The sequence below is a fragment of the Yinghuangia sp. ASG 101 genome, from assembly GCF_021165735.1.
Classification (GTDB): Bacteria; Actinomycetota; Actinomycetes; order Streptomycetales; family Streptomycetaceae; genus Yinghuangia.
Map to the genome: position 1 here is coordinate 8,290,696 of NZ_CP088911.1, position 24,950 is coordinate 8,315,645.

19 protein-coding genes and 3 pseudogenes are annotated in these 24,950 nt (G+C 72.4%); 14 read left to right on the forward strand and 8 right to left on the reverse strand.

Going from position 1 to position 24,950, the window contains the following annotated elements:
- Nucleotides 1-139: 139 nt before the first annotated feature.
- Together LO772_RS35500 and LO772_RS35505 are read right to left on the reverse strand one after the other, a co-directional pair.
- Nucleotides 140-1,162, reverse strand: a complete 1,023-nt coding sequence (locus LO772_RS35500) for a zinc-dependent alcohol dehydrogenase family protein (RefSeq protein ID WP_231776159.1) — start codon at nucleotides 1,160-1,162, stop codon at nucleotides 140-142.
- A gap of 227 nt (nucleotides 1,163-1,389) precedes the next feature.
- Nucleotides 1,390-1,747, reverse strand: a pseudogene (locus LO772_RS35505) (fluoride efflux transporter FluC).
- A 249-nt stretch (nucleotides 1,748-1,996) separates the two neighbouring features.
- On the opposite strand from LO772_RS35505, the gene LO772_RS35510 reads away from it, so the two are divergent.
- The gene (locus LO772_RS35510) at nucleotides 1,997-2,830 is read left to right on the forward strand and encodes an SAM-dependent methyltransferase (RefSeq protein ID WP_231779825.1); all 834 of its coding nucleotides are present in this window, start codon (nucleotides 1,997-1,999) and stop codon (nucleotides 2,828-2,830) included.
- 261 nt (nucleotides 2,831-3,091) lie between these two features.
- On the opposite strand, the gene LO772_RS35515 is transcribed toward LO772_RS35510, so the two are convergent.
- Nucleotides 3,092-3,817, reverse strand: coding sequence for an SMI1/KNR4 family protein (locus tag LO772_RS35515; protein WP_231776160.1), 726 nt, complete (start codon nucleotides 3,815-3,817; stop codon nucleotides 3,092-3,094).
- 531 nt (nucleotides 3,818-4,348) lie between these two features.
- Between LO772_RS35515 and LO772_RS36040 the strand changes: the two genes are divergently transcribed.
- From LO772_RS36040 to LO772_RS35530, 3 genes are all read left to right on the forward strand, one after another.
- On the forward strand, nucleotides 4,349-7,900 hold the full coding sequence (locus LO772_RS36040) for a type II toxin-antitoxin system prevent-host-death family antitoxin (RefSeq protein WP_269453143.1): 3,552 nt from the start codon (nucleotides 4,349-4,351) through the stop codon (nucleotides 7,898-7,900).
- A 3-nt stretch (nucleotides 7,901-7,903) separates the two neighbouring features.
- Nucleotides 7,904-8,524 carry a hypothetical protein gene (locus tag LO772_RS35525; RefSeq protein ID WP_231776161.1) on the forward strand — a complete coding sequence of 207 codons (621 nt, stop codon included), beginning with the start codon at nucleotides 7,904-7,906 and terminating at the stop codon, nucleotides 8,522-8,524.
- A gap of 514 nt (nucleotides 8,525-9,038) precedes the next feature.
- Nucleotides 9,039-11,504 (forward strand): lamin tail domain-containing protein, encoded by a 2,466-nt coding sequence (locus tag LO772_RS35530; protein WP_231776162.1) that lies wholly within the window; start codon nucleotides 9,039-9,041, stop codon nucleotides 11,502-11,504.
- A gap of 188 nt (nucleotides 11,505-11,692) precedes the next feature.
- On the opposite strand, the pseudogene LO772_RS35535 reads toward LO772_RS35530, so the two are convergent.
- Nucleotides 11,693-12,329, reverse strand: a pseudogene (locus tag LO772_RS35535) (sensor histidine kinase); the annotation flags it as partial.
- Between the two features lie 292 nt (nucleotides 12,330-12,621).
- On the opposite strand from LO772_RS35535, the gene LO772_RS35540 reads away from it, so the two are divergent.
- The 3 genes from LO772_RS35540 (at nucleotide 12,622) to LO772_RS35550 (ending at nucleotide 14,250) form a co-directional block, all read left to right on the forward strand.
- Entirely contained in the window at nucleotides 12,622-12,933 is a 312-nt protein-coding gene (locus LO772_RS35540) for a hypothetical protein (RefSeq protein ID WP_231776163.1), read from the forward strand.
- Between the two features lie 137 nt (nucleotides 12,934-13,070).
- A complete protein-coding gene (locus LO772_RS35545; RefSeq protein ID WP_231776164.1) occupies nucleotides 13,071-13,253 on the forward strand; it encodes a hypothetical protein in 183 nt (60 codons plus the stop codon).
- Nucleotides 13,254-13,284: 31 nt separating this feature from the next.
- Nucleotides 13,285-14,250, forward strand: a complete 966-nt coding sequence (locus tag LO772_RS35550; RefSeq protein ID WP_231776165.1) for an SGNH/GDSL hydrolase family protein — start codon at nucleotides 13,285-13,287, stop codon at nucleotides 14,248-14,250.
- A 364-nt stretch (nucleotides 14,251-14,614) separates the two neighbouring features.
- Here LO772_RS35550 and LO772_RS35555 read toward each other — a convergent pair whose 3' ends face one another.
- From LO772_RS35555 to LO772_RS35565, 3 genes are read right to left on the reverse strand one after another with little or no spacing between them, the layout of a single operon-like run.
- Nucleotides 14,615-15,658, reverse strand: coding sequence for an ABC transporter substrate-binding protein (locus LO772_RS35555; RefSeq protein ID WP_231776166.1), 1,044 nt, complete (start codon nucleotides 15,656-15,658; stop codon nucleotides 14,615-14,617).
- A gap of 29 nt (nucleotides 15,659-15,687) precedes the next feature.
- A complete protein-coding gene (locus LO772_RS35560; protein WP_231776167.1) occupies nucleotides 15,688-16,677 on the reverse strand; it encodes an ABC transporter permease in 990 nt (329 codons plus the stop codon).
- Nucleotides 16,667-17,476 carry an ABC transporter ATP-binding protein gene (locus LO772_RS35565; protein WP_231776168.1) on the reverse strand — a complete coding sequence of 270 codons (810 nt, stop codon included), beginning with the start codon at nucleotides 17,474-17,476 and terminating at the stop codon, nucleotides 16,667-16,669. The genes LO772_RS35560 and LO772_RS35565 overlap by 11 nt, the downstream gene beginning before the upstream one ends.
- A 208-nt stretch (nucleotides 17,477-17,684) precedes the next feature.
- Here LO772_RS35565 and LO772_RS35570 point away from each other — a divergent pair, with 208 nt between their 5' ends.
- The 6 genes and pseudogenes from LO772_RS35570 to LO772_RS36495 form a co-directional block, all read left to right on the forward strand.
- Complete coding sequence (locus LO772_RS35570; protein WP_231776169.1) at nucleotides 17,685-19,334, forward strand: sensor histidine kinase; 1,650 nt, start codon at nucleotides 17,685-17,687, stop codon at nucleotides 19,332-19,334.
- A complete protein-coding gene (locus LO772_RS35575) occupies nucleotides 19,331-20,029 on the forward strand; it encodes a response regulator (RefSeq protein ID WP_231776170.1) in 699 nt (232 codons plus the stop codon). Before LO772_RS35570 ends, LO772_RS35575 begins: the two co-directional genes overlap by 4 nt.
- Nucleotides 20,030-20,425: 396 nt before the next feature.
- Nucleotides 20,426-20,755 (forward strand): hypothetical protein, encoded by a 330-nt coding sequence (locus LO772_RS35580; RefSeq protein WP_231776171.1) that lies wholly within the window; start codon nucleotides 20,426-20,428, stop codon nucleotides 20,753-20,755.
- Nucleotides 20,756-20,868: 113 nt separating this feature from the next.
- The gene (locus tag LO772_RS35585; RefSeq protein WP_231779826.1) at nucleotides 20,869-21,465 is read left to right on the forward strand and encodes a hypothetical protein; all 597 of its coding nucleotides are present in this window, start codon (nucleotides 20,869-20,871) and stop codon (nucleotides 21,463-21,465) included.
- Nucleotides 21,466-21,604: 139 nt separating this feature from the next.
- Nucleotides 21,605-22,324: a hypothetical protein gene (locus LO772_RS35590; RefSeq protein WP_231776172.1), complete on the forward strand. Its 720-nt coding sequence runs from the start codon at nucleotides 21,605-21,607 to the stop codon at nucleotides 22,322-22,324.
- Nucleotides 22,325-22,499: 175 nt separating this feature from the next.
- Nucleotides 22,500-22,898 (forward strand): annotated as a pseudogene (locus LO772_RS36495) (NADPH-dependent FMN reductase); the annotation flags it as partial.
- A gap of 245 nt (nucleotides 22,899-23,143) precedes the next feature.
- On the opposite strand, the gene LO772_RS35595 reads toward LO772_RS36495, so the two are convergent.
- Complete coding sequence (locus LO772_RS35595) at nucleotides 23,144-24,001, reverse strand: helix-turn-helix transcriptional regulator (RefSeq protein WP_231776173.1); 858 nt, start codon at nucleotides 23,999-24,001, stop codon at nucleotides 23,144-23,146.
- Between the two features lie 94 nt (nucleotides 24,002-24,095).
- Here LO772_RS35595 and LO772_RS35600 point away from each other — a divergent pair, with 94 nt between their 5' ends.
- Nucleotides 24,096-24,839 (forward strand): SDR family oxidoreductase, encoded by a 744-nt coding sequence (locus tag LO772_RS35600; protein WP_231776174.1) that lies wholly within the window; start codon nucleotides 24,096-24,098, stop codon nucleotides 24,837-24,839.
- Nucleotides 24,840-24,950: the final 111 nt, after the last annotated feature.

The following is a 24,950-nucleotide window of genomic DNA, read 5'->3' on the forward strand; positions in this document are numbered from 1 at the left end:
TGTGTGAAGGCCGCGCGAGGACTTCGACGACCCCCGCGCGTACCCCCATGCCCACGGCAAGCGCCGGAACCCGTACGGGAGTTGCCGCACCGCGGGCACACTCACCCGCGAACCCGCCTCCCGCGCACGCCAAATCGGATCACAGCCGCAGCAACGCCTTGATGGCGCGGCGTTCGTCCATCGCCCGGTACGCCTCGGCGGCGTCGTCCAACGGGAGTTCGAGGTCGAAGACCTTGCCCGGGTCGATGCGGCGCTGCCAGATCAGGTCGATCGGGTCCGGGAGGTATTGGCGCACGGGCGCGGGGCCGCCGTGCAAGTGGACGTGGGAGTAGAAGAGTTCCTCGCCGTCGAGGGAGACACCGTGGGCCACGCCGACATAACCGACGTGGCCGCCGGGACGGGTGGAGCGGATGGCCTGCATCATCGACTCCTGCGTTCCGACCGCCTCGACGACCGAGTGCGCGCCGAGTCCGCCGGTCAGTTCCCTGACGCGTGCCACGCCAGCGTCGCCGCGTTCGGTGACGATGTCGGTGGCGCCGTACTCGAGGGCGAGCCGCTGCCGCGGCTCGTGCCGGCTCATCGCGATGACGCGGTCGGCCCCGAGCCGGTTCGCGGCCAGTACGGCGAGCAGCCCGACGGCGCCGTCGCCGACCACGGCGACGGTCTTGCCCGGTCTGGCCTGCGCCGCGACCGCGCCGAACCAGCCGGTGCCGAGCACGTCGGAAGCCGCCAGCAGCGACGGGATCAGGTCGTCGTCGGGGACACCGGGCGTGGCCACGAGCGTGCCGTCCGCCAGCGGGACGCGCAGCCGATCGGCCTGCGAGCCGAGCGCACCGATCGGCTCGCGGCGCGTACACGCGGACTGGTATCCGGCCCGGCAGATCTCGCAGGTGTTGTCCGACGCGAAGAACGAGCCGATCACGAACTGCCCCGGTCGGATCGAGGTCACCGCGTCGCCGACCTCCTCGACGACGCCGACGTATTCGTGCCCCATCGGGGAGGGCCCGGCCGTCGCCCCGATCCCGCGGTAGGGCCACAGGTCCGAACCGCACACGCAGGTCGCCGACAGGCGGATGACCGCGTCGGTCGGGGCGACGATCACCGGATCCTCGCGTTGCTCGACCCGGACGTCGCCGGGGGCGTGCATCACGACACCGCGCATGGGTTGCTCCTCGCGTCTGTCACCTTCGGAAGTCCGGCCCCGGACGAACGGGACACGGTCCTCGGATCATCGCACCGCACCCGCCGCGGCCCGCCCACCACGCGCGGGGCTTCCCGCCCGAGGACGAGCACACCTGCGCACGACCCTCACCGCAACACTCGGACGCGCCCGATCCCGGCACCACCGGCGGCCCGTCGTACCCGAATGCGACCTCCCACGCACGGCCGTCACCCCGCGGCGAGGCCGAGCGTCAGGCCGAGCGCCGCCGCACCGACCCCGGCGAGCGCACTGCCGACGACGTTCGCGGCGGCAAGCAGCCCGGCGCGTGTCTCGGCCAGGTGCGGCGTCTCGTACGAAAACGTCGAGTAGGTGGTCAAAGCGCCGCACAGGCCGGTGCCGACCAGCAGCTGCGCCCCCGTCCCGACGGCGCCCGCGCCGACCAGCCCGGGTGACCAGCCCGGTGACCAGCCCCAGCACCAGGCTGCCGGCGATGTTGACGGTGAAGGTGCCCCACGGGAACACCGTGCCGTGCCGCGGGCCGCCCCCGGGGTCGGGCGACGCGACCGTGCGGACCCGGCGGAACAGCGGCCGGCCGGGCGTCGCGTCCCCGGGATCGCCGGGCGACCGATCCCATGCCGGTGCGACGGCCACGCCTGGACCACCGCCTACCCTCCCGCCGGGCCATTGCCGCACGTCACCGACGGTTCGCCGCCCGCCGCCCGCCCCTCACGCCGCCCGGGAGCGCCGCGCATCCGCACCGGATTCCGGCTACGATCCGCCTGACGGATCATCAACTGTCAACGGCGGCACGGGAGTAGAGAACGCGTGAGCGACATCGAAGACAACACGGACGATTCCCGCCAGGCGGACGGCGGCGAGGACTGGGCGCCGACCGGTATCGACGTGACCAAGCCGAGCATCGCCCGGGTATACGACGCGGTTCTCGGCGGCAAGGACAATTTCGTCGTCGACCGCGCGATCGCGGACCAGTCGCAGGAGATCGTCCCCGAGATCGGCGACGTGGCCCGCTACAACCGCGACATTCTGGGACGCGCGGTCCGCTACATGGCCAAGTCCGGCATCCGCCAGTTCCTCGACCTCGGCTCGGGCCTGCCGACGGTACAGAACACCCACCAGGTCGCCCAGTCGGTCACACCCGACGCACGCGTGGTCTACGTCGACATCGATCCGATCGTGCTCGCCCACGGCCGGGCCCTGCTCGCCGAAAACGAGTTCACCACCGTGGTGACCGCCGACCTGCGTGATCCCAAGACGGTGCTGAACCTGCCGCAGGTACGGAAGTTCATCGACTTCGACCAGCCGGTGGGGCTCATGCTCGTGGGTGTCATCCACCACCTGGGCGACGACGAGGACCCCGACGGCATCGTCCGCACATACCTCGACGCGCTGCCGGCCGGAAGCCACTTCCTGCTGACCCACTTCTGCGCGTCGAGCCCGGACGCCCTCGCCCTCGAAGGCGCACTGCTCACGAGCCTCGGCACCGGGCGCTTCCGCACGCTGGAGGAGATCACCGCGTACTTCGACGGCCTCGAACTCCTCGACCCGGGCGTCGTCTACCTCCCGCAGTGGCGTCCCGACGACCCGGTCGCGGAACCGCTCACCGTCGGCCAGCGCCTCATGGCGGGCGGACTCGCGGTCAAGCACTGACGGGACGGCACGGCACCGGGCGGGTGGCCGGCCTCGGCCACGTCAGGCCGACACAAGACGGCCGCGACTGCCCGCGCCGCCGCGCACCCACGCCCGGGCGCCCCTTGGGTGCCGACGTCCGCCCGCCCCCGCTCCGCCGCGGAACACCGTGGACCCCGGGCCCGTGGCATCACGTCCACGGTCCGGGGCCGCGGTGACCGGCACTGCCGCGCACCGCCTTCGACGGTCCGGGCCGACCCGCTCACCTGGTGTCGAGTCCGCTCACCGGTGGTCGTTGAGCCAGTCACCCGGGAGCAGATCGCGAACACGGTCCAGGCTCGCGGCCGTTCGTCCGCGGGCCAGAATGCCTGTGCCGCCGTCATCGCGCAGCAGGACATCGCCACTGAGGAACCAACGTGTCCCGGGCTCGGCGCCGGTGGGGTACGCGGGGAACGGCAGCCGGACGGCGTGGTCCTCCAGCGTCTCGACGACGCCGTCGTCCGGTTCGAGGAAATCGCAGAACTCGTCGTCGGCCGAGAGCGATTCGGACAGCACGATTTCCACGAGGCACAGCGACAGACGCCCCAGCCAGCCCTCCCAACGCTCGTCGCTCTTGTCGGCGAGGTCGGGCCTGACGAACACCGCGGGATCGTCCTCTCCCAGGCTCTCCAGAAGGATGCCCCAGGACGCGGCCCCCTGGTTCTCGTACCGAAAAACCAAGGCCTCCTTGGCCTCATCCACGGACAACTCCGCCGGACCCAGCAGCACGTCGTGGTTGCCCGTCAGATCCCGGCGGCGCCCGAACAGCGAATAGCCCTCGCGCAACACGCCCGGCAACCGCACACCCAACCTCGCCTCCGCCGCGGCGAGATCGCCCTCCGACCACCCGTCACCGCTGTCCAACGGACGAACCCAGTGGGCACAAAAGCCCCGAATGAAGCCCCACGGAGCGCTGCGCCCCTCGACCACCGCGGCCAAGGACGAGGCAAGATCGAACGCATGCGTCATGGCCGGACGATAGCCGCCCGCGGGGGCGTTCGCTCACAGGAGTCGTCCCGTCGCGGTCGCCGCCGACGGATGCCCCGGTCGTTCTCTGCCACAGCGCGGCGACCTTGCGCCGGTCGGGTCTTTCTCCGGGACACACGACCCGCACGCACCGGTACACCGCCTGACAGCGTGCCCCCAGTTGTGTACCGTCCATGACGGGCTCGCCGTAGGCGTTACACTCCCGGGTGTGTGCGGCGCCGGCCTGAGCCGGCTCGGGCACGGGCAACGCCGGGCGGACCCGGTCCCGACTCGGCGGGCGCCGCCGCAAACACGATGAAGTCCGCGATGAGGGAGGCCGCCGTGGGCGACCCGGCCGCGAGGAAACCCGCGACGAAGCCCGCCGGCGTGCGCAGGGCCCGCACCACCGGCACTCCCCAAGCGACCGGCACGGCAGCGGCGAAGACACGGCTGCCGCGTTCGGCGGCGGCCCCTCCCCGAGGCCTCGGTTCGACCGGTCCCGGCACCCCGGTGCCGACGGGTGTGGGCCGGGGCATGGTGCTCCCTGCCCCGGGCGACGCCGTCTGGTCCCAGGTCCCGTTGGAGCTGCGGCAGGGCCTGCGCCCGGCGGCACACGCGCTGGTGAATCCCGCGCGCGGGCGTCTCTCCGGCACACCAGGCCGACCGTTGCGGCTCGCGTTGAGTGCGCTCACACGGGCGAAGCCGACAGGCGCGCACTGGCATGTGCTGTTGACCTCACCCCGCGAGGCATTCGGCGGCAAGGACAGCACCCGCGCCCAGCGCATGTACGAGCTGCTGGAACAGGCGGTCGCGCAGCACTTCCGTCCCACCTTCACCCACCCCGCGGCGCCGGAGGGAGGCCCGGCCGAGGCCTGGACCGCCCCGGCGGCGGCCGACCGTTCCACCGCGCGGCGAAACGGTCCGGTGGCGGACACGCCCGCCCGTGTCACCCCACGCCGCGCCCGAGCCGCGGCTCCCGATACCGCCGTCCCCGCGACCGCTCCTCCCGAGGACGACGCCGCGGCGCATACCGCGAGTGCCGCCCGCGAGAACGGCCCGGAGGTGGAACCCCCCGGCACCGCCGCTCCCGTGGCCTCTGCTCCCGCCACGTCCGCTCCCGCCGGAGACGACCGCACCGCGGCAGGCTCGCACGCTGCGAGCATCGCCCCGGGGAACGCTCCGGGGGCGGCGACCCCCACCCCTCGCGCTGCGGACGACACCTCTGCCGCGGTTTCCGGCATCGCTGCCCCCGCGACCGCTCGTCCCGCGACTGTTCGCTCCGCAACCGACGACTCGGCCGCGGCGGGGCCGCCGCCCTCGACCGTGCCGGTCCCGACAACGTTGCACGAGGCCCGGGGCATGCTCCCGCAACTCGTCCGCGCGGCGGCCGGCGGCATCCGGACACCGCTGTCCCGCGGCACGCACCACGCCGTGCTCACCACCCCGGCCGACGCGCGAACCCTCGGCTGGGACGTGACCGGCGCGCCGACGCACGGCATCGCGGACGCGCGCAGGAAACTCGGCGACCTGGTCCACGAGGCAGCCGAAGGCCGTCCCCAGGTCCTACGCCGCCACACCACTCCCGTCGCGGTGCTGCTCCCCGCCGCGACCGGAGCCGTCCCCGTCCCGCCCACCGACGCCCCCGCCGCGCCTGCCACCCCTTCCGGTGCCCCGGCCTCGGCAGCGGCGGTTTCCCCGGCCACGCCGTTCGCCACCGGGCCCGAGGCGGCGTCCCCCACGGCCGCGCCCGTCCCGCCCGCGGTACGCCCGGCCGCCCTGGGAACCCCCGCCGCGCCGGAGAACCCACTCCCCGCATCCACCGCGCCGCCTTCCGCGGCTCCGGCCGCCCCACTCCCGCCTGCCGCCGCGCCCGACTCCGGCACCACACAGGTCGGCGCGCGCGCGCCGCGCGGGCTCGCCGTGTTCGGGGACGTCCTGGACACCGTGCTGGCCCCACCCGTCGCCACCGCCGTCCCGTCGCTGGGGATCCGCGTCCTCGACGACCTCCTCGGGGGCCTGCACCAGGGCCGGTTCTACCTCGTCGCCGCGGCCCCCGGAGCCGGAGGCAGCCTGCTCGCCTCGGCCGCGGCCCGCACCACCGCGCTGGAGCGCGCCCTGCCCGTCCTGTACGCCGCGTCCGGCCTGACCCGTACCGACATCGCCGCCCGGATCGTCGCCGCGCACCTGCCCGTGGACTACGGCCGCCTGCGCGCGGGGCGCCTGAATCCCGGCGAACGGGATGACGCCGCGACCCTGCACGGCGAACTCGCCGCCGCGCCGCTCTACATCGACGACGGCGCGGACCTGACCGCGGCGGCCGTCGCCCACGCCGCCGCCGAAATCCGCGACCTGGCCCTGGTGGTGGTCGACCGCCTCCAGACCACCCCCGATCCGCGCCTGCCGCTGTCCGGCCCGGCCGTCGCCGACGCCGTCCAGGCCCTGGCCCACCTCGCCCGCACCCGGAACGTCCCGGTCCTCGCCGTCGTGGACAGCGACCTCGACGACTCGCGCGTACTCGGCGACGCGCCCGCCGACGTCACGGTGCTCCTGACCGGGCACCCGACCCATGAGGCGCACTGGGTGCACGCCGGCGTGTCCGAACGGGACCTCGGCCCGATCGGTGACGCCGTCCTGCTCGCGGACCTCGCGCACGCACGCCTCCTGGACCCGCCGGCGTTCCCCCCCGCGCCCGACCCCGCCCGCACCGCGGTCCCACCCACCGCGCCCTCCGGCCCGGCGGGCAGCCGCGTACGCACGCCCGCCGCCGGGCGACACAGCCGGCGCCCGGGCCTGCCGCAGCGTCCCGCCCCCCCCGCCCCCGGCCCGGCCGACGTGACAGCCCCGGGTGCCTGGCCCCCGGTCACACGTCCCGGCACCGCCACCCGCCCCACCGCCCACGCCACGGAAGCCCCCTCCGCGGCCCCCCCGACGCCGCCCGCGCCCCGGACCGCCGCCGCCCCCACACTCCCGGACACGGCGATGAGCACCGCATCCTCCGTATCCGTCACCTCCGTTGCGCGGCCCGCGCGGCGCACCGCCCCGCCCGGCCCGGTCGCCCACCGGAGCACACCCTCGCCGGCGGGGGAGGGGTACGCCGGCCGGGACTACTCCGACTTCACCGCCATGATCGTCCGCGCCGTCGACCAGGCCCTCGCGGAGCACGGCGGTGACATCGAGGCCGCGACCGAGGCGCTGGTCAAGAAGGCCGTCCCCAACGGCACGGCACTGTTCGAGGCGACCCGGGTCGGCTCGAACTACGACCACACGGTGTATCCCGAACTGCCCGACTTCCTCAGGAAGAAGACCCGGGACGGCGTCGACGAGGTCTGGGAGGGACGCCACAACTGGAGCAACGAACCCCTCCTCGACCAACTACGTGCCGGCACCCTGCCTCCGGCCACCGTCGACGTCCTCGACACCAACGCCGCGTTCCTCTCCGCCCTCAAGACCCACCTCCCCATCGGCAGACTCACCCACGAGACACACAACCCCGACGACCCCGACGACGGCTTCCACCCCAGGCGCTCCGGCATCTATCTGCTGAACTCCCGTCCCACCTGGGACCACCCGGATCTGCCCGACCCGATCGGGAACCGCCACGAGCAGGGCGAGATCCTCCTCGACGACGCCACCGTCCGCCTGCTGTTCCAGTGCGCGAGGCTCGGCCTCTGCGCGCCACCGGCGATCGCCGAGTCCTGGACGTCCGGCTCCTCCGAGGGCCTGCTCGAGAAGTTCCGCCGCGTGCTGACCGAAGCCCGCGCGCAGGCCCTCGGGAACAACGACACCGTCACCGTCGAATACATCAAGGCGATGTACGCGAAGTTCGTCTCGACGATGGGGGAGTCGAGCGCGAACCGCGACATCCGCCGTCCCGACTGGATGCACATCATCCGCTCGCAGGCGTTCGCCAACCTGTGGCGTAAGGGATACAAGGCCCGAGCCAACGGCCTCACGATCGTTCGGATGCGCGGCGTCGACGAACTCCATGTCACCGGCGGCAATTGGCGCGACGTGTTCCCCGAAGGCCGCCGCACCGCGGAGACCAAGACGAAAGACCAGTACATCCTTCCCAAGAAGGCCGCGTAAGCCATGGCGACGGACGGATGGCGGAACTTCGGCCACTACGGCGCCGACGGCGACCCGGGCAACATCCACGGCAGGGTCGCGCTCGGCCGCGCCCTCGAGGACGCCCTGGAGCGCATGATCACCGACGGCGGCATCAAATCCCCCGCGACCACCCGCCGCGGCCTGACCGCCCGCATGCGCTACCTGACCCGCACGCAAGGCGGCCACGCGGCCCTGGCCACCGCGGGAATCACCGCCACCCCCGCCACCCTCCGCGCCTGGACCCAGGGCACCCGCCGCCCCCGCCCGGCCAACCTCGAAGCCATCGACACCGCGTACTGGACCCTGCGCGCGCACAACGTCATGGCCAACCCCGCGGCCCTGAAACACCGTCTGAACCGCGACGGCCGCGGCACCGCGATGGAGATCCACCCCATCAACCAGGACGTCGTGGACGTACCCCGCCGCCGCGAAAACCTCCGCACGCGCCGCCTCCAGGTCCGCTACATCTGGGACGACGCCGTCGACGCCCTCATCGCCCACGACCTGCGCGCCCTCGACGCCATCTGGGACGACATCATCGCCGAACTGGACTCCGACAGAGGCGCCTACACCTACATCTCCCACATCGGCCTCGGCGCCTGACACCCCTGTCCCGCGAACACCGGCCGAAACAGGCGGCTGCCACAGCACGGTGCCTTCCAAGCGGTCGCAACTACGGCGTACCGACAAGTCCCGCAAACCGCGACGCGAGACGGCTCTGACGCGATCCGCGGCCAGCCCCGTCTGTCCCGGCAGAGCCACCCCGGGGACGACGATGCGCCCCCTGGCAGCACCCAGCCACCTCGGACCGACCGTCGCCCCCTGACCACGCGCAGCGCGTCCGTCGGCGGCGTGACACCGTCCATCGGTGAACGCCCCGCGCAGGTACTTCCCGCTCGTCGTCTCGTCTCCGTAGAGCGCGCCCGTCGCGTTCGTCGACTGCGTCCAGTGAAGGTCGGTGACGGGAGGCCCGCTGTCGGAGGGGAGGGCGGCCTGCGGGGAGATTCCCGGCGAATGCTGGGGAAACGCTTGTCGGTTCGTGGGGTCGACGTCTTGCCGAGGGTGTGTCTACGCGCATATCTTTCCTGCCGACCTCCGGGTTGTCCTCCTCCGCCCCATGTCGGCCGCACCCCCTCGACACACCTTCTGCACGAGAGAGTCCCACGTGTCCTCACGCATACCCCAGGCCCGGCGAGGCCGACGAGCGAAGGCGATTTTGATCGCGCTTCCCGTCGGCCTCGCGGGGACCCTCATCCCGCACCCCTTCACCGCCGCGGCAGCCCCGTCCCCCGACGCCGTGATCTCCGAGGTCTACGGCGGGGGCGGCAATTCCGGTGCGTCCCTCAGGTTCGACTTCATCGAGCTGGGCAACGCGGGGAGCACGCCGTTCGACCTCGGTGGCTGGTCCGTGCAGTACCTCAGCGGATCGCCCACCCCCACCTCCAAGTGGCAGGTCACCCCGCTGTCGGGCACCGTCCCCGCCGGAGGCAGGTACCTCGTCCAGGAGGCCGCGGGAGCCGGCGGCGACACCGCACTGCCGACCCCGGACGCCATCGGCACCATCTCCATGTCGGCGACCAGCGGCACGGTGGCACTGGTCCACTCGACCACCGCGCTGACCTGCCTGACCGCGGCCGACTGCGCGGCCGACGGCACCGTCAAGGACGTGGTCGGGTTCGGTACCGCCGCGGTTCGCGAGGGCAGCCCCGCCACCGGCGCCGGCAACACCACTTCCGTCTCCCGCGACGCCAAGTTCGCCGACACGGACGACAACTCGGCGGACTTCACCGGCTCCGCCCCGAGCCCCACCAACAGCAAGTCCGAGGCTGGGGGCGGCGATTTGCCTCCCCCGCCCACCGACACCACCCCGGGCCCGCTGCGCGTCCACGACATCCAGGGCACGACCCGGCTCTCCCCGGCGAACGGCCAGACCGTCACCAACGTGCCCGGCGTGGTGACCGCGATACGCAGCACCGGCTCGAAGGGCTACTGGATCCAGGACCCCGACGCCGACACCAACCCGGCCACCAGCGAAGCCATCTTTGTCTTCACCGGCTCCACCGCCCCCGTGGTCAAGGTCGGTGACTCCGTGGTCGTCTCCGGCAAGATCAGCGAGTACTACCCCGGCGGCAAGAGCAGCGGCACGCAGTCGGTCACCGAGATCACCGGCCCGACGGCGAGTGTGCTGTCCTCCGGCAACAAGCTGCCGGCGACCGAGATCATCGACGCCGCCACGATCCCCGACGCCTACGCGCCGACGGTCGAGGGCGGCAACATCGAGGCACGGCAGCTGGAGCCGGCCGCGTACGCGCTGGACTGGCTGGAGGCCCACGAGGGCATGCTCGTGGAGATCCACGACACCCGCGTGGTCGGGGCGTCCAACCAGTACAACGAGACCTGGATCACCACCAAGCCCAAGCAGAACCCGACGCCACGCGGAGGCACGGTGGTGACCGGGTACGACAACCCCAACCCGGGTCGCCTGCTGATCGCCTCACTCACCGGTGACCAGCTCAAGGCCAACGTCGGCGACACCCTCACGGGCATCACCTCGGGCCCGCTGGACTACGCCAACTACGGCGGCTACAACATCCAGGGGACAACCCTGGGCACGGTCACGCCCGGTGGGCTCAAGCCGGAGACGGCGCAGAAGGGCAAGTCGAACGAACTCTCCGTCGCCACCTACAACGTCGAGAACCTCGACCCGACCGACCCGCAGACCAAGTTCGAGCGGCTGGCTGCGGGTGTCGTGGGGAACCTGGCCTCGCCGGACATCATCAGCCTGGAGGAGATCCAGGACAACAACGGCGCCAAGGACGACGGCACGGTCGCGGCCGACCGGACGATGGCCCAGTTCATCGGCGCCATCAAGGCGGCCGGCGGCCCGGCGTACGACTGGCGTTCCGTCGACCCGGTCAACGACCAGGACGGCGGCGAGCCCGGCGGCAACATCCGGAACGTCTTCCTCTTCAACCCCGAGCGCGTCGGCTTCGTCGACCGTCCGGGCGGCGACTCCACCACCGCCGTCCAGGTCGTCGCCGACGGCAAGAAGGGTGTCAAGCTCTCGGTTTCCCCAGGCAGGATCAACCCCGCCTCCGATGCGTGGACGAGCAGCCGCAAGCCCCTCGTCGGCGAGTTCGTCTTCCGTGGCGAGCAGGTCTTCGTGATCGGCAACCACTTCAACTCGAAGGGTGGCGACCAACCCTTGCACGGCGCCGTCCAGCCGCCGGTACTCGGCTCCGAGACCCAGCGCCTGGCCCAGGCCCAGGAGGTCAACTCGTTCGTTTCCGCCCTCCTGGCCAAGGACAACAAGGCCAAGGTGGTCGTCCTCGGGGACATGAACGACTACCAGTTCTCGAAGCCGCTGGAGACACTGACCGCGGGTGGTGTGCTCACCGACCTGATCAACACCCTGCCGGTGGGGGAGCGGTACAGCTACGTGTACGACGGCAACTCGCAGACGCTGGACCACATCCTGGTCTCGCCCGCCATCAAGAAGCCGGCGTACGACGTCGTCCACATCAACGCGGAGTTCTCCGACCAGACAAGTGACCACGATCCGCAGGTCGTTCGCATCAAGTGAGTGCAGCTGCCCTGATCGGCACGGGGGTGTGCGGGTGACCACCTGCACACCCCCTGCTTCCGTCCCCGGGCCCGGGGCAAGACACCCGGACCACGTGCGCGCAGGCGATGCCCCCCGGGCCGCCGGGCAGGGACGCGGCCGTCGGCGCGGAGCACCGCGGTGGCCGTGCCGGAGGCGTCGCTTGAACGTCAGGCGTGCCACGGGAGTTCGGCGGCCACCGTGTATCCGCCCTCGGGGCGCGGGCCGGCGTCCAGTGTGCCGCCGACGGATTGGGCGCGCTCGCGCATGCCCATGACACCGAAACCGCCGCCCGGCCCCGGCGGCGGAGTGTGGTCCGCACCAGGGTTGGTGACCGTGACGGCCAACCGGGTCCCGGAGTAGTCGAGTCGGACCTGTTGCGGTGTCGACGCCGGCGTGCTTGGCGACGTTGGTGAGTGCCTCCTGCACGATCCGGAAGGCGGTCAGGTCGGTCCCCGGTGACAACCGCCGCTCCGGGCCGTCGACGCTGACGGTGACATGGAGTCCCGCGGCGAACGCGCCCACCAGCTCGGGGAGTCGGGCGAGCCCGGGGGCGGGGTCCAGCGGCGAGTCGGCGTCGCCGGGCCGGCGCAGGAGGCCGACGGTGCCCTTGAGTTCGCGCAGTGCCGCCGCGGTGGTCCCGGCGAGGCCGGCGAGGATCGGCTCGACCTGTTCCGGGCGGGTCCGCGCCAGGTGGACGGCGGTTCCCGCCTGCGCGTTGGCCAGGGCGAGGTGATGGGCGACGACGTCGTGGAGTTCGCGGGCGATGCTCATGCGTTCGTCGGCGACGCGTCGGCGCGCCTCCTCCAAGGAGGCAGCACGTGAGACCCCACGGGAGAACGCGGAGACCCTTCGCCGTCGTCGCGTCGACCGCCCTGCTCGCGGTCGGATGCGCCGACCGCGGCGACTCGGACGACGAGGCGGCACCCGTTGCCTCCGCGTCCGCCACATCGGCCGACTTCGGCGACCCCACGCAGGTGTGCCACCCCGGAACCCCGACCACCTCGCACGCCCAAGGTGTCACCGACGACGAGATCACGGTCGGTGGCCTCTCCGACGTCGGCTTCACCAAGAATCAGGATTCATCGACGCCGCAAAGGTGTTCACGTCCTGGTGCAACGACGCCGACGGCATCAACGGCCGCAAACTCGTCGCCACCATCCGCGATACGAAAATGGTCGAGGTCCGTCAACGGGTGATCGAGGCCCGCCGCGACGACTTCACGCTGGTGATCGGTAGCGCCGCGCTCGACGGGATGGGGACGAAGGACCGGCTGTCGTGCCTGCTGCCGGACTTCCCCGCCCAAGTCGTCCAGATGGAGAACATCGGCTCGGACCTCCACGTGCCCGTGCAGGCCGGCAATCGCCGCCGTACTGCCAACTCAGTAGCGCGGTTGTCGGCAGGTGCATGACGACGAGGCGCGGGCGCCCGGGGGAGTCTGGTCGGCATCGGCGGCCACCGGTTTCGGGGCCCGCGTTTCTCGCGGAGCGTCCTCAGTGGGCGACGCCGGTTCCACGAGCCGATTCCGTCTCCGAAGGAGCGTTTCCGATGAAGTCGCTGTTGGCGAACAAGCCCGCCCTGTGGTTCCTGTTCCTGTTCAACCTCGTCGTCGCGTTGCTCGCGTCCGTCGCCGTCGACGGTGCCCAGGGGGTGATGACCGGCGTCGGCATGGGTGTCGTGTCCGTCGGGGCGGGCGTCGCCCTGCTCGCCGGGCGCGGGCAACGGGCCTGACCGGCCCCGGCGAAGGAACAGGACGACGAGAATGAACCGGTCCGTACGAACCGGCGTGGCCGGGGCTGCCGCCTGCGGTGCGCTGATCGCGGCGATCGGCATCGCCTGGCACGACGACGGGGACGGCGAAACAACAGCGCCGAAGGGGCCGTTCGTCGCCGCGAGCGGCACGTACACGGCAGGCCCGTACGTCGCGCTCGGCGACTCCTATACGGCGGCCCCGGGGATCACCGCGCCGAGCGGGGACCCCGTCGGCTGCGACCGCTCCTCGGAGAACTACCCGGCGCTGGTGGCGCGGAGGCTCAACCTCGCGGGAGCCGATTTCCGCGATGTGAGCTGTTCCGGGGCCACGCTCGCGGACCTGTCCGCGGCGCAGGACACCGACGACGGGAGCAACCCGCCCCAGATGGCGGCTCTGACCGCCGCGACCCGGCTGGTGACGCTCGGGATCGGCGGCAACGACATCGGCTTCAGCGCGATGATCAAGAAGTGCGTGACCGCCGGTGTGCTGTACCACGCCGCGGGCGGCGCCAAGAACCTGCCCGACGCGCCCTGCGAAAAGCAGTACACGCCCTCGAAGGGCGGCACCGACCAGGTCGACGCCAAGATCCGCACGGCGGGCGAACACCTGGCCACCACGTTGGGCGAGATCCGCCAACGCGCCCCCCAGGCGCGGGTGTACGTCGTCGGCTATCCGGCCATCCTGCCGTCCGACAACCACGACTGCGGGCGCGAGATGGGCCTCGCGCCCGGCGATGTGGCGTTCCTGCGCGGAAAGGAGCAGCGGCTCAACACCATGCTGCGACAGCAGGCCGAGGGCGCCGGCGTCGTGTACGTCGACACCTACAGGCCCTCCGAGGGCCACGACGCGTGTTCCGCCCCGGACGAACGCTGGATCGAGCCCCTGATCCCCCACAACCCCGCCGCCGCGGTCCACCCCAACGGCCGCGGCGAGCAGGGCATGGCCGACGCGGTGCTCCGCGCCCTCACCCACTGACCCGGCGTGTGCCGGGCATTCCCGGGAGGAGGCACACCTCGGCCAGGGGTGTCCGAGCCAGGCCCGCCGCTCGGTCGATCCAGCGGCTGGACGCTGCCCCTGGCCGCGTTGCCGGCCGTCTGCGCGCTCCAGGCGGTCACCGGACTGTCAGCCGGACGGGCACGCCCTGTGTCCCGTCGGATGACCGACGCGTCCGATCCGTCCGCAGACAGGGGACCAGGTCCGCTGCGCAACCGATGACCCGCGAGGCCGCACCCCCGGAGCAACCCCCTCGCCCGCCGGACGCACACACATGCCACCGTGCGGCGTCCCGGAAGCGGGGGGCGCTTCCGGGACGCCGCGGTCCGTGGTGCGTCCCGGGGGGTTACGTCACCTTGTCCACGAACTCCGTCGTGTAGGTCTTCGTCAGGTCCACCGAGTCCTTCTTGCCCTTGACGCTCGGGGAGAACTTGCTGAGCACTTCGAGGACGTTGCGGGCGCCGTCCGGGTCGATTTTGCCGGTGGCGTTGAACATGCCCTTGGTGTCGTTGACGGACTGCTCGTACAGGGCCTTGCCGCCGTTGGCGTAGTCCGGCGGCATCTGGGCGGCGATCTCGGCGGCCGAGTGCTCGGCGATGTAGCGCAGCGTCTTCACGAACGCGTTGGCGAGCTTCTGCACGGTCTCCTTGTTCTTGCTCACCCAGCCGCAGTCCATGTACAGCGAACTCGCCGGGTAGAGCCCGCCGAGGGCCTGCCGGGTGCCGGCCTCGGTGCGCATGTCCAGCAGCACCTTCGCCTTTCCGCTGTTGACCAGTTGGGCGATCGTCGGGTCGGTGGTCATGCCGGCGTCGATGCCGCCGTTGTCGATCGCGGCGATGAAGGTCTGGCCGGCGCCGGCCTTGACCGGTGTGTAGTCCGATGTGGACACGCCGTTCGCGGTGGCCAGGTATTGCGTGAGGAAGTCGGTCGACGAACCCGGGCTCGTGAAGCCGAGCTTCTTGCCCTTGAAGTCGGCCGGCGAGGTGATCTTGTCGGCCTTGGACGTGGCGACGACCTCGGCCTCGCCGGGGATGTTGGCGAACTGCACGACGCTCTGGATGCACTTGCCTTTGGTCTGCAGGTCGATGGTGTGGTCGTAGAACCCGACGACGCCTTGCACGTCGCCGCTGATCAGCGAGTTCTCGGCCTGCGCGCCGGCCGGCTCGGTGAGCAGGTTGACGTCGAGCCCTTCGGCCTCGAACGCGCCGAGGCGCTGGCCGAGCATGGCCGGCAGGTAGATGACCTTGTCGATGCCGCCGACCATGATGGTGACCTTGGCCGGTCCGCTGCCGGAACTCGCGTTCGACGAACGGGAGTCCTGGCAGGCGGTGAGCCCGGTCGCGGCGAGCAGCACCGCCGCGGACGCGGCCAGGAACGTGCGATTCTTCATGGGACTTCTCCGGGTGAGCCGCGGTGTGGTCAGAGCTTGATGTCCGCGTGGGCGACCTGGGGCCGCCACTTGAGCAGGCGCTTCTCGACGAGCGTGAGGAGTGATTCGGCGACCAGGGCGATGACCGTGATGACGATCATCCCGGCGTAGATGCCGGCCGAGTCGAAGGTGCCCTGGGCGCGGTTGATGAGCAGCCCGAGGCCCTTGCTGGCACCGGTGAACTCACCGACGACCGCGCCGATCAGCGCGAAGCCGAACGCCGAGTGCAGCGACGCGAGGATCCACGACGTGGCGCTGGGCACCACGATGCTGGTGAGGATCTGCAGGCGTCCGGCGCCCAGGATGCGGGCGTTGTCGACGAGATTGCGGTCGACCTCCCGGGCGCCCTGGAAGGCGTTGAAGAACACCGCGAAGAACACCAGCACGAACGCCGTGGCGATCTTCGACGACAGGCCCAGGCCGAACCAGATGACGAACAGCGACGCGAGCACGATGCGCGGCACGGCGTTGGCGGCCTTGATGAACGGCGCCGCGACCTCGGCGATCATGCGGGCCCGGCCGAGCAGGATGCCCAGCACGATCCCGGCGACCGCACCCAGCACGAAGCCGCCCGCGGCCTCCTGGAGCGTCACCTCGATCTGCTCCCAGATGCTGCCCTGGCTGGTGCCCTCGGTGAACCACTGCACCAGCCGTTCCCAGATCAGCGACGGCTTGGAGTAGAAGAACGGGTCGATCCAGTGCGTCGCCGCAAGCTCCCAGCTGCCCAGCCACACGGCGACCAGGACGGCGCGCAGCGACCACATCTGGGCGCGACGTACTCTGCGGGCACGCAGCGCCGCGCGGCCGATGTCGGCCTCGGCGTCGTCGTCGTGCCGGGCGCCGGACGTGGCCGGCGCGTCGCCCGCGGCGCCGATCCGCGCCGCGCCGGATGCACCGAACGCGTCGGGTGAGGCGGCCTCGGCGTCGGCCGGACCCGTACCCGCGGAACCCGAGGCGGAGGACACAGACTTACGCGGCATGCGCGGCACCCCTTTCGCGGGCGACGGTGACCTCGGTCCGCAGCGACTCCCAGATCTCCCGGTAGATGTCGAGGAACTCCGGGGTGAGCCGCACCTCCTCGACCGCGCGCGGCCGTTCCAGCGGCACGGTGAACGTGTCCTTGATGGTGGCGGGCGACGCGGTCAGCACGACGACGCGGTCGGCGAGCGCGATCGCTTCGTCCAGGTCGTGCGTGACGAAGACGACGGCGGCGCCGGTCCCCGCCCACAAGCGCAGCAGCTCGTCCTGCATGAGCGCCCTGGTCTGCACGTCCAAGGCGCTGAACGGCTCGTCCATGAGCAGCACGCTCGGCTTGTTGACCAGGGTCTGGGCGAGCGCGACGCGCTTGCGCATGCCACCGGAAAGCTGGTGCGGGTAGTAGCCCTCGAACGCGGCCAACCCCACCCGGGCGACCCATTCGCGGGCCTGGGCCCGCGCGGCGGACTTGCCCGCGCCGCGGTAGCGCGGCCCCGCCGCGACGTTGTCGAGGACCGAGCGCCACGGCATGACCGCGTCGTTCTGGAACATGTATCCGACACCGTCCGGCACCCCGCGGACCGGGACACCCCGCACCAGAGCCTCGCCGCGCGACGGCGGCTCGAGCCCGGAGATCAACGACAGCGCGGTGGACTTCCCGCACCCGGTCGGCCCGACGATGGCCACGAACTCGCCGGGGGCGACCCGCAGATCCAGGTCGCGCACCGCGGTGTGCACACCCCCGGTACGGGTCGGGAACCTTTTGGTGGCTTCCCGGAGTTCGACTAGCGGTTGATCCGCCATGAGCGTCCCTTCTGCGGCCGACCCGCGGGTCGGTGGAGTAGGCGGTCGCGTTGGCCTGCCGGCCACTGGCGGAGGAACGTAACGACGGCGGACGCGGCGGGCCCAGGTTCTCCGCGTTGCGCGCCGTGTTTCGAATAGATTTCTTTTCGCGCATTTTGCGCAGCGGGGGTCTGGGCAGGACCCCGCCCGGCGGCTACGGTCCCCGCTCATGAACCGACCCCGCTTCCCCTTCGCCGCGCAGGTGCTGGCACTCCAGCTCGCGCTCGTCGTGGTGGTCGCGGGCGTCGGCTTCGGCCTCATCAGCCGACTCCTCGACCGGCAGCTGACCAGCCAGTACGAGCAGCGCGCGCTGTCGGTGGCACGCAGCGTCGCCTCGGACCCCGCGCTCGCTCCCCAAGTGGTCGCCGACGACCCCGAGGGCGCGGTGCGCGCCCGCGCCGAGGCCGCCCGTCGGGCCACCGGCGCGTTGTTCGTCGTGATCACCGACGAACGCGGCATCCGTCTCGCCCACCCCAACCCGGACCTGGTCGGACAACGCGTCAGCACCGATCCGTCCGCCGCCCTGGCCGGACGCGAGGTCGCCAACATCGAGGTCGGCACGCTCGGGATCTCCGCGCGCGGCAAAGTGCCGATCCGCGCCGCCGACAACACGGTTGTGGGCGAGGTCAGCGTCGGCTTCGACGCCGACGACCTGCGCCGCCACGGAGCCCAGGTCATGCACGTCGTCGCCGCGTACTCCGCGGGCGCGTGCCTCCTCGGCGTCGTCGGCTCGGTCCTCCTCGCCCGCCGCATGCGCCGGCAGACCCTCGGCCTCGAACCGCACGAGCTGGCCGAACTCATGCAGGAACACGAGGCCGTGCTGCACGGCATCGGCGAGGGCGTCCTCGCCGTCGACGGGCACGGGACGGTCACCGTATGCAACGACGAGGCCCACCGGCTGCTCGGTCTGGACGACGCGATCGGGCGTCGGCTCGACGACCTCGACCTGCCCGCGGGACTCCGCGGCGCCATGCGCGAATCCGGCGACAGCGGACACGTCTTGTCGGTGGTCGGCGACCGCGTGGTCGTCGCCGCTGCCCGCGACGTCCGCCGCGAACGCCGCGATCTCGGGCGGGTGCTGACGGTACGCGACCGCACCGACCTGGAGCACGTCACCCGCGAACTCGACGCCGTCCGCGGCCTCACCCACGCGCTGCGCGCCCAACGCCACGAATTCGCCAACCGCCTGCACACCCTGTCCGGGCTCCTGCAACTCGGACACACCGACGAAGCGGTGCAGTACCTCCAAGCGCTCACCGAGGGGGCCGGGACCGCGCCGCAGCCCGATGGTCTGCGCGATCCGTTCCTGCGCTCGTTCATGGCGGCCAAGGCCGCGGTCGCCCTGGAGCACGGCGTCCATCTCGCGGTCGGCGACGCCAGTTGGGTCCCCGGGACGGTGCGTTCTCCCGTCGAGGTCACCACGGTTCTGGGCAACCTCGTCGACAATGCCCTCGAAGCCGCCCGGCTGGGCTTCGGGCAACCGCCCGCCGTAGAGGTCGAACTCCTCGCCGACGGCGCCGACTTGCACATCTCCGTCGTCGACTCCGGGGAAGGCGTCGACTCGGCCCGCCGCGAGGCGATCTTCCGCGAGGGCGTCAGCTCGCGCGCCGAGGGAGGCCGCGGACTCGGCCTGCCGATCGCCGTTCAGGCCGCTCGCGGTACCGGGGGCGAGGTGCGCCTCGCCGATCCCGGCGGCGGCGACCACGGCGCGGTCTTCACCGCCCACCTGCGCGGGGTCCTCGCCGCCCCCGAACCCGCGCGAACGGCCGCCGGACCGACCACCGAATGCGGCCCGACCAGGGAAAGCAGCCCCTCATGATCCGCGTCCTCGTCGTCGACGACGACTTCCGCGTCGCCCAGATCCACGCCGGATTCGTCGGCCAGGCCCCCGGGTTCCACGTGGTCGGCACCGCCCGGACCGTCGCGGAAACCCGGCTGCGCGCCCGTGACCTCGGCCCGGACCTGCTTCTCCTCGACGTCTACCTTCCCGACGGGTCGGGGCTGGGGCTGCTCCGCGAACTGGACTGCGACGCGGTCGTCCTCACCGCCGCCTCCGACACGGAATCCATCCGAACCGCCTACCGGAGAGGTGCTCTCGGCTATGTGGTCAAGCCCTTCACGGCGCGTGATCTTGTGGACCGTCTCGCGGCGTACGCGCGTTACCGCAACGTCGTCGGTCAAGGAGGCCAACTCAGCCAGGCCGACATCGACCGCGCCGCCCGCCACCTGCACGGCTCGGACCGCCGTCAGGACGCCCGCGGGGGCTCTTCGGTCACCGCGCGGCTCATCTCCGAGGTCCTGGAATCCGCGGATGCGCCGCAGTCCGCCACCCAGATCGCCGGCCGCCTGGGCATCTCCCGGGCCACCGCCCAACGCCACCTCGGCGCCCTCGCCGAAGCGGCTGTCGTGCGGGTGACCCTCCGCTACGGTGCCGCGGGCCGGCCGGAGCACATGTACGTGTGGACGGGAACCGGGCCGTCGTCCGCCGCCCGGCACGAGCCCGTACACCCCTGAGCGCCGGCCCCCGAACTCCCCGACACCACCTCGGCGCTGACGGCACATCAGGAGTCAGCCGACGCACCAACGTACGGCAAGACCGCGACCGACCCACCGCCGCCCTCGGGCGCTTCCCGGATCACGAGACCGTCCCGACAAGCGCACAGGCGCCACGGCCATAGCCGCCGAGCGCCTAGGACGTCGTGGTGTGCACGCCGGACCCTGGCGTGGTCGCGGTGTCCGGTGGCGTGGGCGTCGTGGTGGGCCGGGGTCTGGACGCCGTCGGGTCCGCGGACACCGTCCTGGTCGCCGGAACTGCCGCCCGCGGCCGGGGAGACCCGCGGGTTTTGGAGGCATCCGCTCGGCTGCCGCGGCCGCCACGCGGATCGCCTCTATCTGTACGGTGCGTTCGTCATGGCCCGGGCGGGTCTGCTCGACGGGCGGGCCGCGACCACACTCTGGATCCTGTCGCACGAGTTCACACGGCGCTTCCCGGGCGTGGAACTGCGCCGCGGCGTGCTCTTCGTCGAGGACGGCCCCATCCTGACCTCCGCCGGGCTGTCCGCGGGCATCGACCTGTGCCTGCACATGGTGCGGTGCGATTACGGCGCTGCCGTCGCGCACGCCACCGCCCGCCTCGTGGTCGCGGCACCGGCCCGGCCGGGCGGACAGCCGCACATCGTGGAGCCCCGCTGCCGCCCGAGCGCGGAGCGGCGTTGGCCGCGACCAGGGCCTGGGCCCTGACCCCCTCCACGAGCCGCTGACCCTCGCCGACCTGGCCCGGCACGCCGGGACGAGTACGCACGCTCACCCGCCGCTTCCACGCGGAGACCGGCACCAGTCCGCTGCAGTGGCTGCTGCGCCAGCGCGTCGACCACGCCCGCGAGATCCTGGAGACGTCGGACCTGCCGCTGCCCCTGGTCGCCCGGCAAAGCGGCCTCGGCAGCGCCGACTCGCTCCGGCACCATCTGGTCTGGCGTGTCGGCCTGATCCCGAGCGCCTGCCGCAGCGTGTACGCCCGCCCGCTGTACGGCACGTGGCGTTCGGCCCCTTCGGCCCCTTCGGCCCCTTCGGCACCGAGGCGACCGCCGTACGCGGCGCCGACACGCACTCCTCCCCGCACTCCCGCCGCCGCGCAGGTGCTGTTGCGCAGGGACCCCGCGCCTGAACCACCGACCGTGACACACGACGAACTCCCGCCTCCGCCTCCGCGCCTCCGCCTCCGCGCCGTCGTCGCCTCCCGAGGAGCAACCGCCCGGCCGCCCGCACCGGCAAGACGATTGCCGCGGGTTTGCGCGTCGCCCTGCTTTCGTTCGTCGTCCTTCGTCAGGCCAACGCTCCAACTCCTCCGGCCCAGCGGGTTTTTCCGTGCTCGGGCGCCCGGTACGGATGTGTGCGATTCCCGGGGCCGTACGGCGATGATCTTCAACATCGTCGCAACAAGCGACGCCTAGTCTCGGAAACGACCCCGGAGGATGCGCCGCGGCGTGTCGTCGCGCGGATGCGCCGCGGACGTATGGGCCGATGTGCCCGCCCCGCCGGACGCGCCCACGGCGGTCGGCACGGATCAGCGCCGAAACGATGGAGGCAGCGATGAGTACGCCGGACACCGCGACCGGTCGCGAACGGCGCGACCCTGTGCCGGAAAGGGCCATCCGCGAGGCGACAGACGGCCCGTGGTGGGTCGGTTTCCAGGCCGGGATCACCGAAGTGCGCGGACGCCTCGCCGCCGCACGGCAGGCGTCCGCGCCGACGGCTCCCGCGCCCGACGTGGGAGCCGCCGCGTCCGCGCACTTGTCGTCCGCGGTCCACGCGATCGTGCAGGCCGACCCGCCGCTGCCGCGGGCGCCGGAGACGCATGAGGAGCGCCGTGCGGAGTCGGTGCGTTCGGACCTCAGGACGACGATCGGGCACGCCGTGGTCCTGGCGGACGGGGACGCCCGCGCGGCCGTCGCGACCGCGGACGCCGTGCCGCCGCGCGTACCGTACATCGGCGAGGACGAGGGCTCTCGTCTCGACGTCGACTACAGCAACCCCCACTTCGGCGCCTACGACGCCGCCCGCCAGACGGTGGCCCAGGGCGCGGAGACGCAACTGGCGGCATTTCAGGACCGTGTCGAGACGGTGAGCACCGCCGTCACTGCGCTTGCGGAGCGGGCGGCTTCCGGCCTCACCCCCGCCGACCGGCTCCGCGCACACGCCCAACTCGGCATCATTCAAGCCCACACGCAGGCGCTTGCCGCGCACTACCGCAACGAGGTCCTGTCCCGCGGCCCCGCACAGGCCAAGACCGCCGAGAAGTCGCCCGGCTGACCGGACGCACCGTGGCCCCGGCCGGTCGCCCGGACGGGGAGGCCTCGGGGCCGGGCGGCCCTTCGTGGCCGCCGAGCCCCGCGAGACGGGGCGGGGGTGCCGGCACGTCCCCCGCCGAGGTGCCCCGGGCCGACACCCCGGAGCACCTCGAACACCGCGCCCTGCACCTCACCGCGTGACCAGGATCGGCGCCGTCCCCGGCAGTACCCGTCCCGGCCGGGCGGGGGCCGAGGTCGCCGCATGGGCCGCGGAGACCGCCGCCGAGCACGGCCACGTCGGCGTCGCACTCGTCGGCCTCGCCGAGCGGGCGCTGCCGGTCTTCGACGAGCCGCGTTCGCCGCTGACGGGCAGCTACGCGGACGCCCACACGCGCGCCAGGGGTGCCCGGGTCGCCGTGTTCGACGCGTACGTGTTCGTGGCGCCGGAGTACAACCGGTCGATGCCCTCCGTGCCGAGGAACGCGATCGACCACCTGTATCGCGAGTGGAACGGCAAGCCCGCCGGAATCGTCTCCTACGGCGGCACCCGTTCCGCGGAGCAGCTGCGTCTCGTTGCCGGAGCACGGCACATGCCCGTCGTCCGCACCGGGGGTCAACCTGTCACCGGCCACCGACTTCGAGGCCTTCACCGACTGGCACAGGGGTGCGGAGTGTCGGAACCAAGGTTTGCCGGACGGCGCCACCGGGAGGTGTTTCCGACGGCGCCGGGCCGCCGGGCCGCTGGCGGCGGGCGGCTGCGGTGTCGTGGTCGGGCTGCGTCAGGGCGTTGTTCGGGTGATGTTCGCGTGGTGGAGGGGGTCTCGGCGGTGCGCGTTCCGGCTCAGGCGGGCGCGGAGTGCGGGGCTTGCGGCGGGAGTCCGGGGGACTCCCGGGTCCCTGCCCTGGCGGCTGCCCGGGTGGCGAGCCAGTCCGCGGTGGCGGGGTCTGCGGGGGTGCAGGTGATGACGTACTGTCCGTCGCCGCCGGTGAGTTGCAGGGGCTCCAGGGAGAAGAGGAGCCGGCCGGCGGCGGGGTGGTTGAGGGTTTTGGCGCAGTGGGAGCGGGCCTGGACGTCGTGGGCGTCCCAGAATCGGACGAAGTCGGGGCAGGCTTCGCGCAGTTCGTCCACCAGCTCGGCCAGTTCGGTGTCGTCGGCGTACTCGGCCGACGCCTTTCGGAGCAGGGCGACCGCGTCCCGCGCGGTGGACTCCCAGTCCGCGTAGTACGTGCGGGACGCCGGGTCAAGGAAGTACAGGCGGGCCAGGTTCCGGTGGGCGCCGCCCTCGAAGTCGGCGATGGCCTCGAGCGCGGCGGCGTTCCACGCGAGGACGTTGCTCAGCCGGTCGACGACGATCGCCGGCATCGCGGGCATCGCGTCGATCATCGCCTTCAGCTGCGGTCGCACGGCGGTCTTCGGCGGTACCGCGGGCGGCTTGGGGCGGGCCAGCCGCTCCAGATGGTCCCGCTCGGTCCGGCCCAGGCGCAGTGCGTCCCCGAGGGCCGCCAGCACGCCGGCCGACGGGTTCACGCCGCGGCCCTGCTCCAGCCGGACGTAGTAGTCGACGCTCACGCCGGCCAGCAGCGCGACCTCTTCGCGGCGCAATCCGCCGACCCGTCGGCCCGAGCCGGGCGGCAGCCCGACATCGCCGGGCCGCAGCCGCGCCCGCCGCGTCCGCAGGAACTCTCCCAACGCCTTCACCCCGCCAGTATCCCCCAGGGGTCAGGGGGGTACTGCGGGACCCGGGGTCGCAACGGGCCTTCCGCGCCCGCGTCGCCCGGCCGAGGCTGATGCCATGACGAACCGAATTGCCCTTGTCACCGGCGCCACCAGCGGAATCGGCGCGGCCGTCGCCGCCCGTCTCGCCGCCGACGGCGCGTCCGTCGCGCTCCTCGCCCGCCGCCGCGACCGCCTCGGGGAGGTCGCGGGGGAGATCACCGCGGCCGGCGGGACGGCGCTCGCCGTACCGGCCGACGTCACCTCGGAGGAATCCGTGGCCGCGGCGGCCGCCGAGGTACGCGACCGCTTCGGCGATATCGACCTGCTGGTGAACAACGCCGGCCTGATGCGGGTCGCCCCCTTCGCGGACGGCTCGCCCGGCGACTGGCGCCGTATCGTCGACGTCAACCTGACCGGTGTCGTCAACGTGACGCACGCGTTCCTCCCGGACCTGCACAGGTCCGCCGCGACCCGCACGACCGACCTGATCAACGTGTCGTCCATCGCCGGCGTGCACGTCAACCCCGGCATGGCGGCGTACGGCGCCTCGAAGGCCGCCGTCAGCCATCTCACCCGCACGCTGCGCGCCGAACTGGCGGGTGCGGGGATCCGCGTGACGAATCTGGAGCCCGGCATGATCGGCGGCACCGAACTCGCCGACGACTTCCCGGACGACCTGCGGTCCAGGGTGGACGACCTCCGCGCGACCCTCCCGGCCGTCCCGGTACACGAGGTCGCCGACCTGGTCGCCTACGTCGTGGGCCGCCCGCGCACGGTGAACCTGCCGCACCTGGTCATCCAGCCTTCGAAGGAGGTCTAGCGCCCCGTGCCGGGGGACCGTGGCCTGGTGCGGTGCGCAACGGCCCCCGGCCCGCCTGCCGGTGCGGCCCGGGTGTATCGGCGCGGCGGAGCCACCGGGGTCCGGTTCACG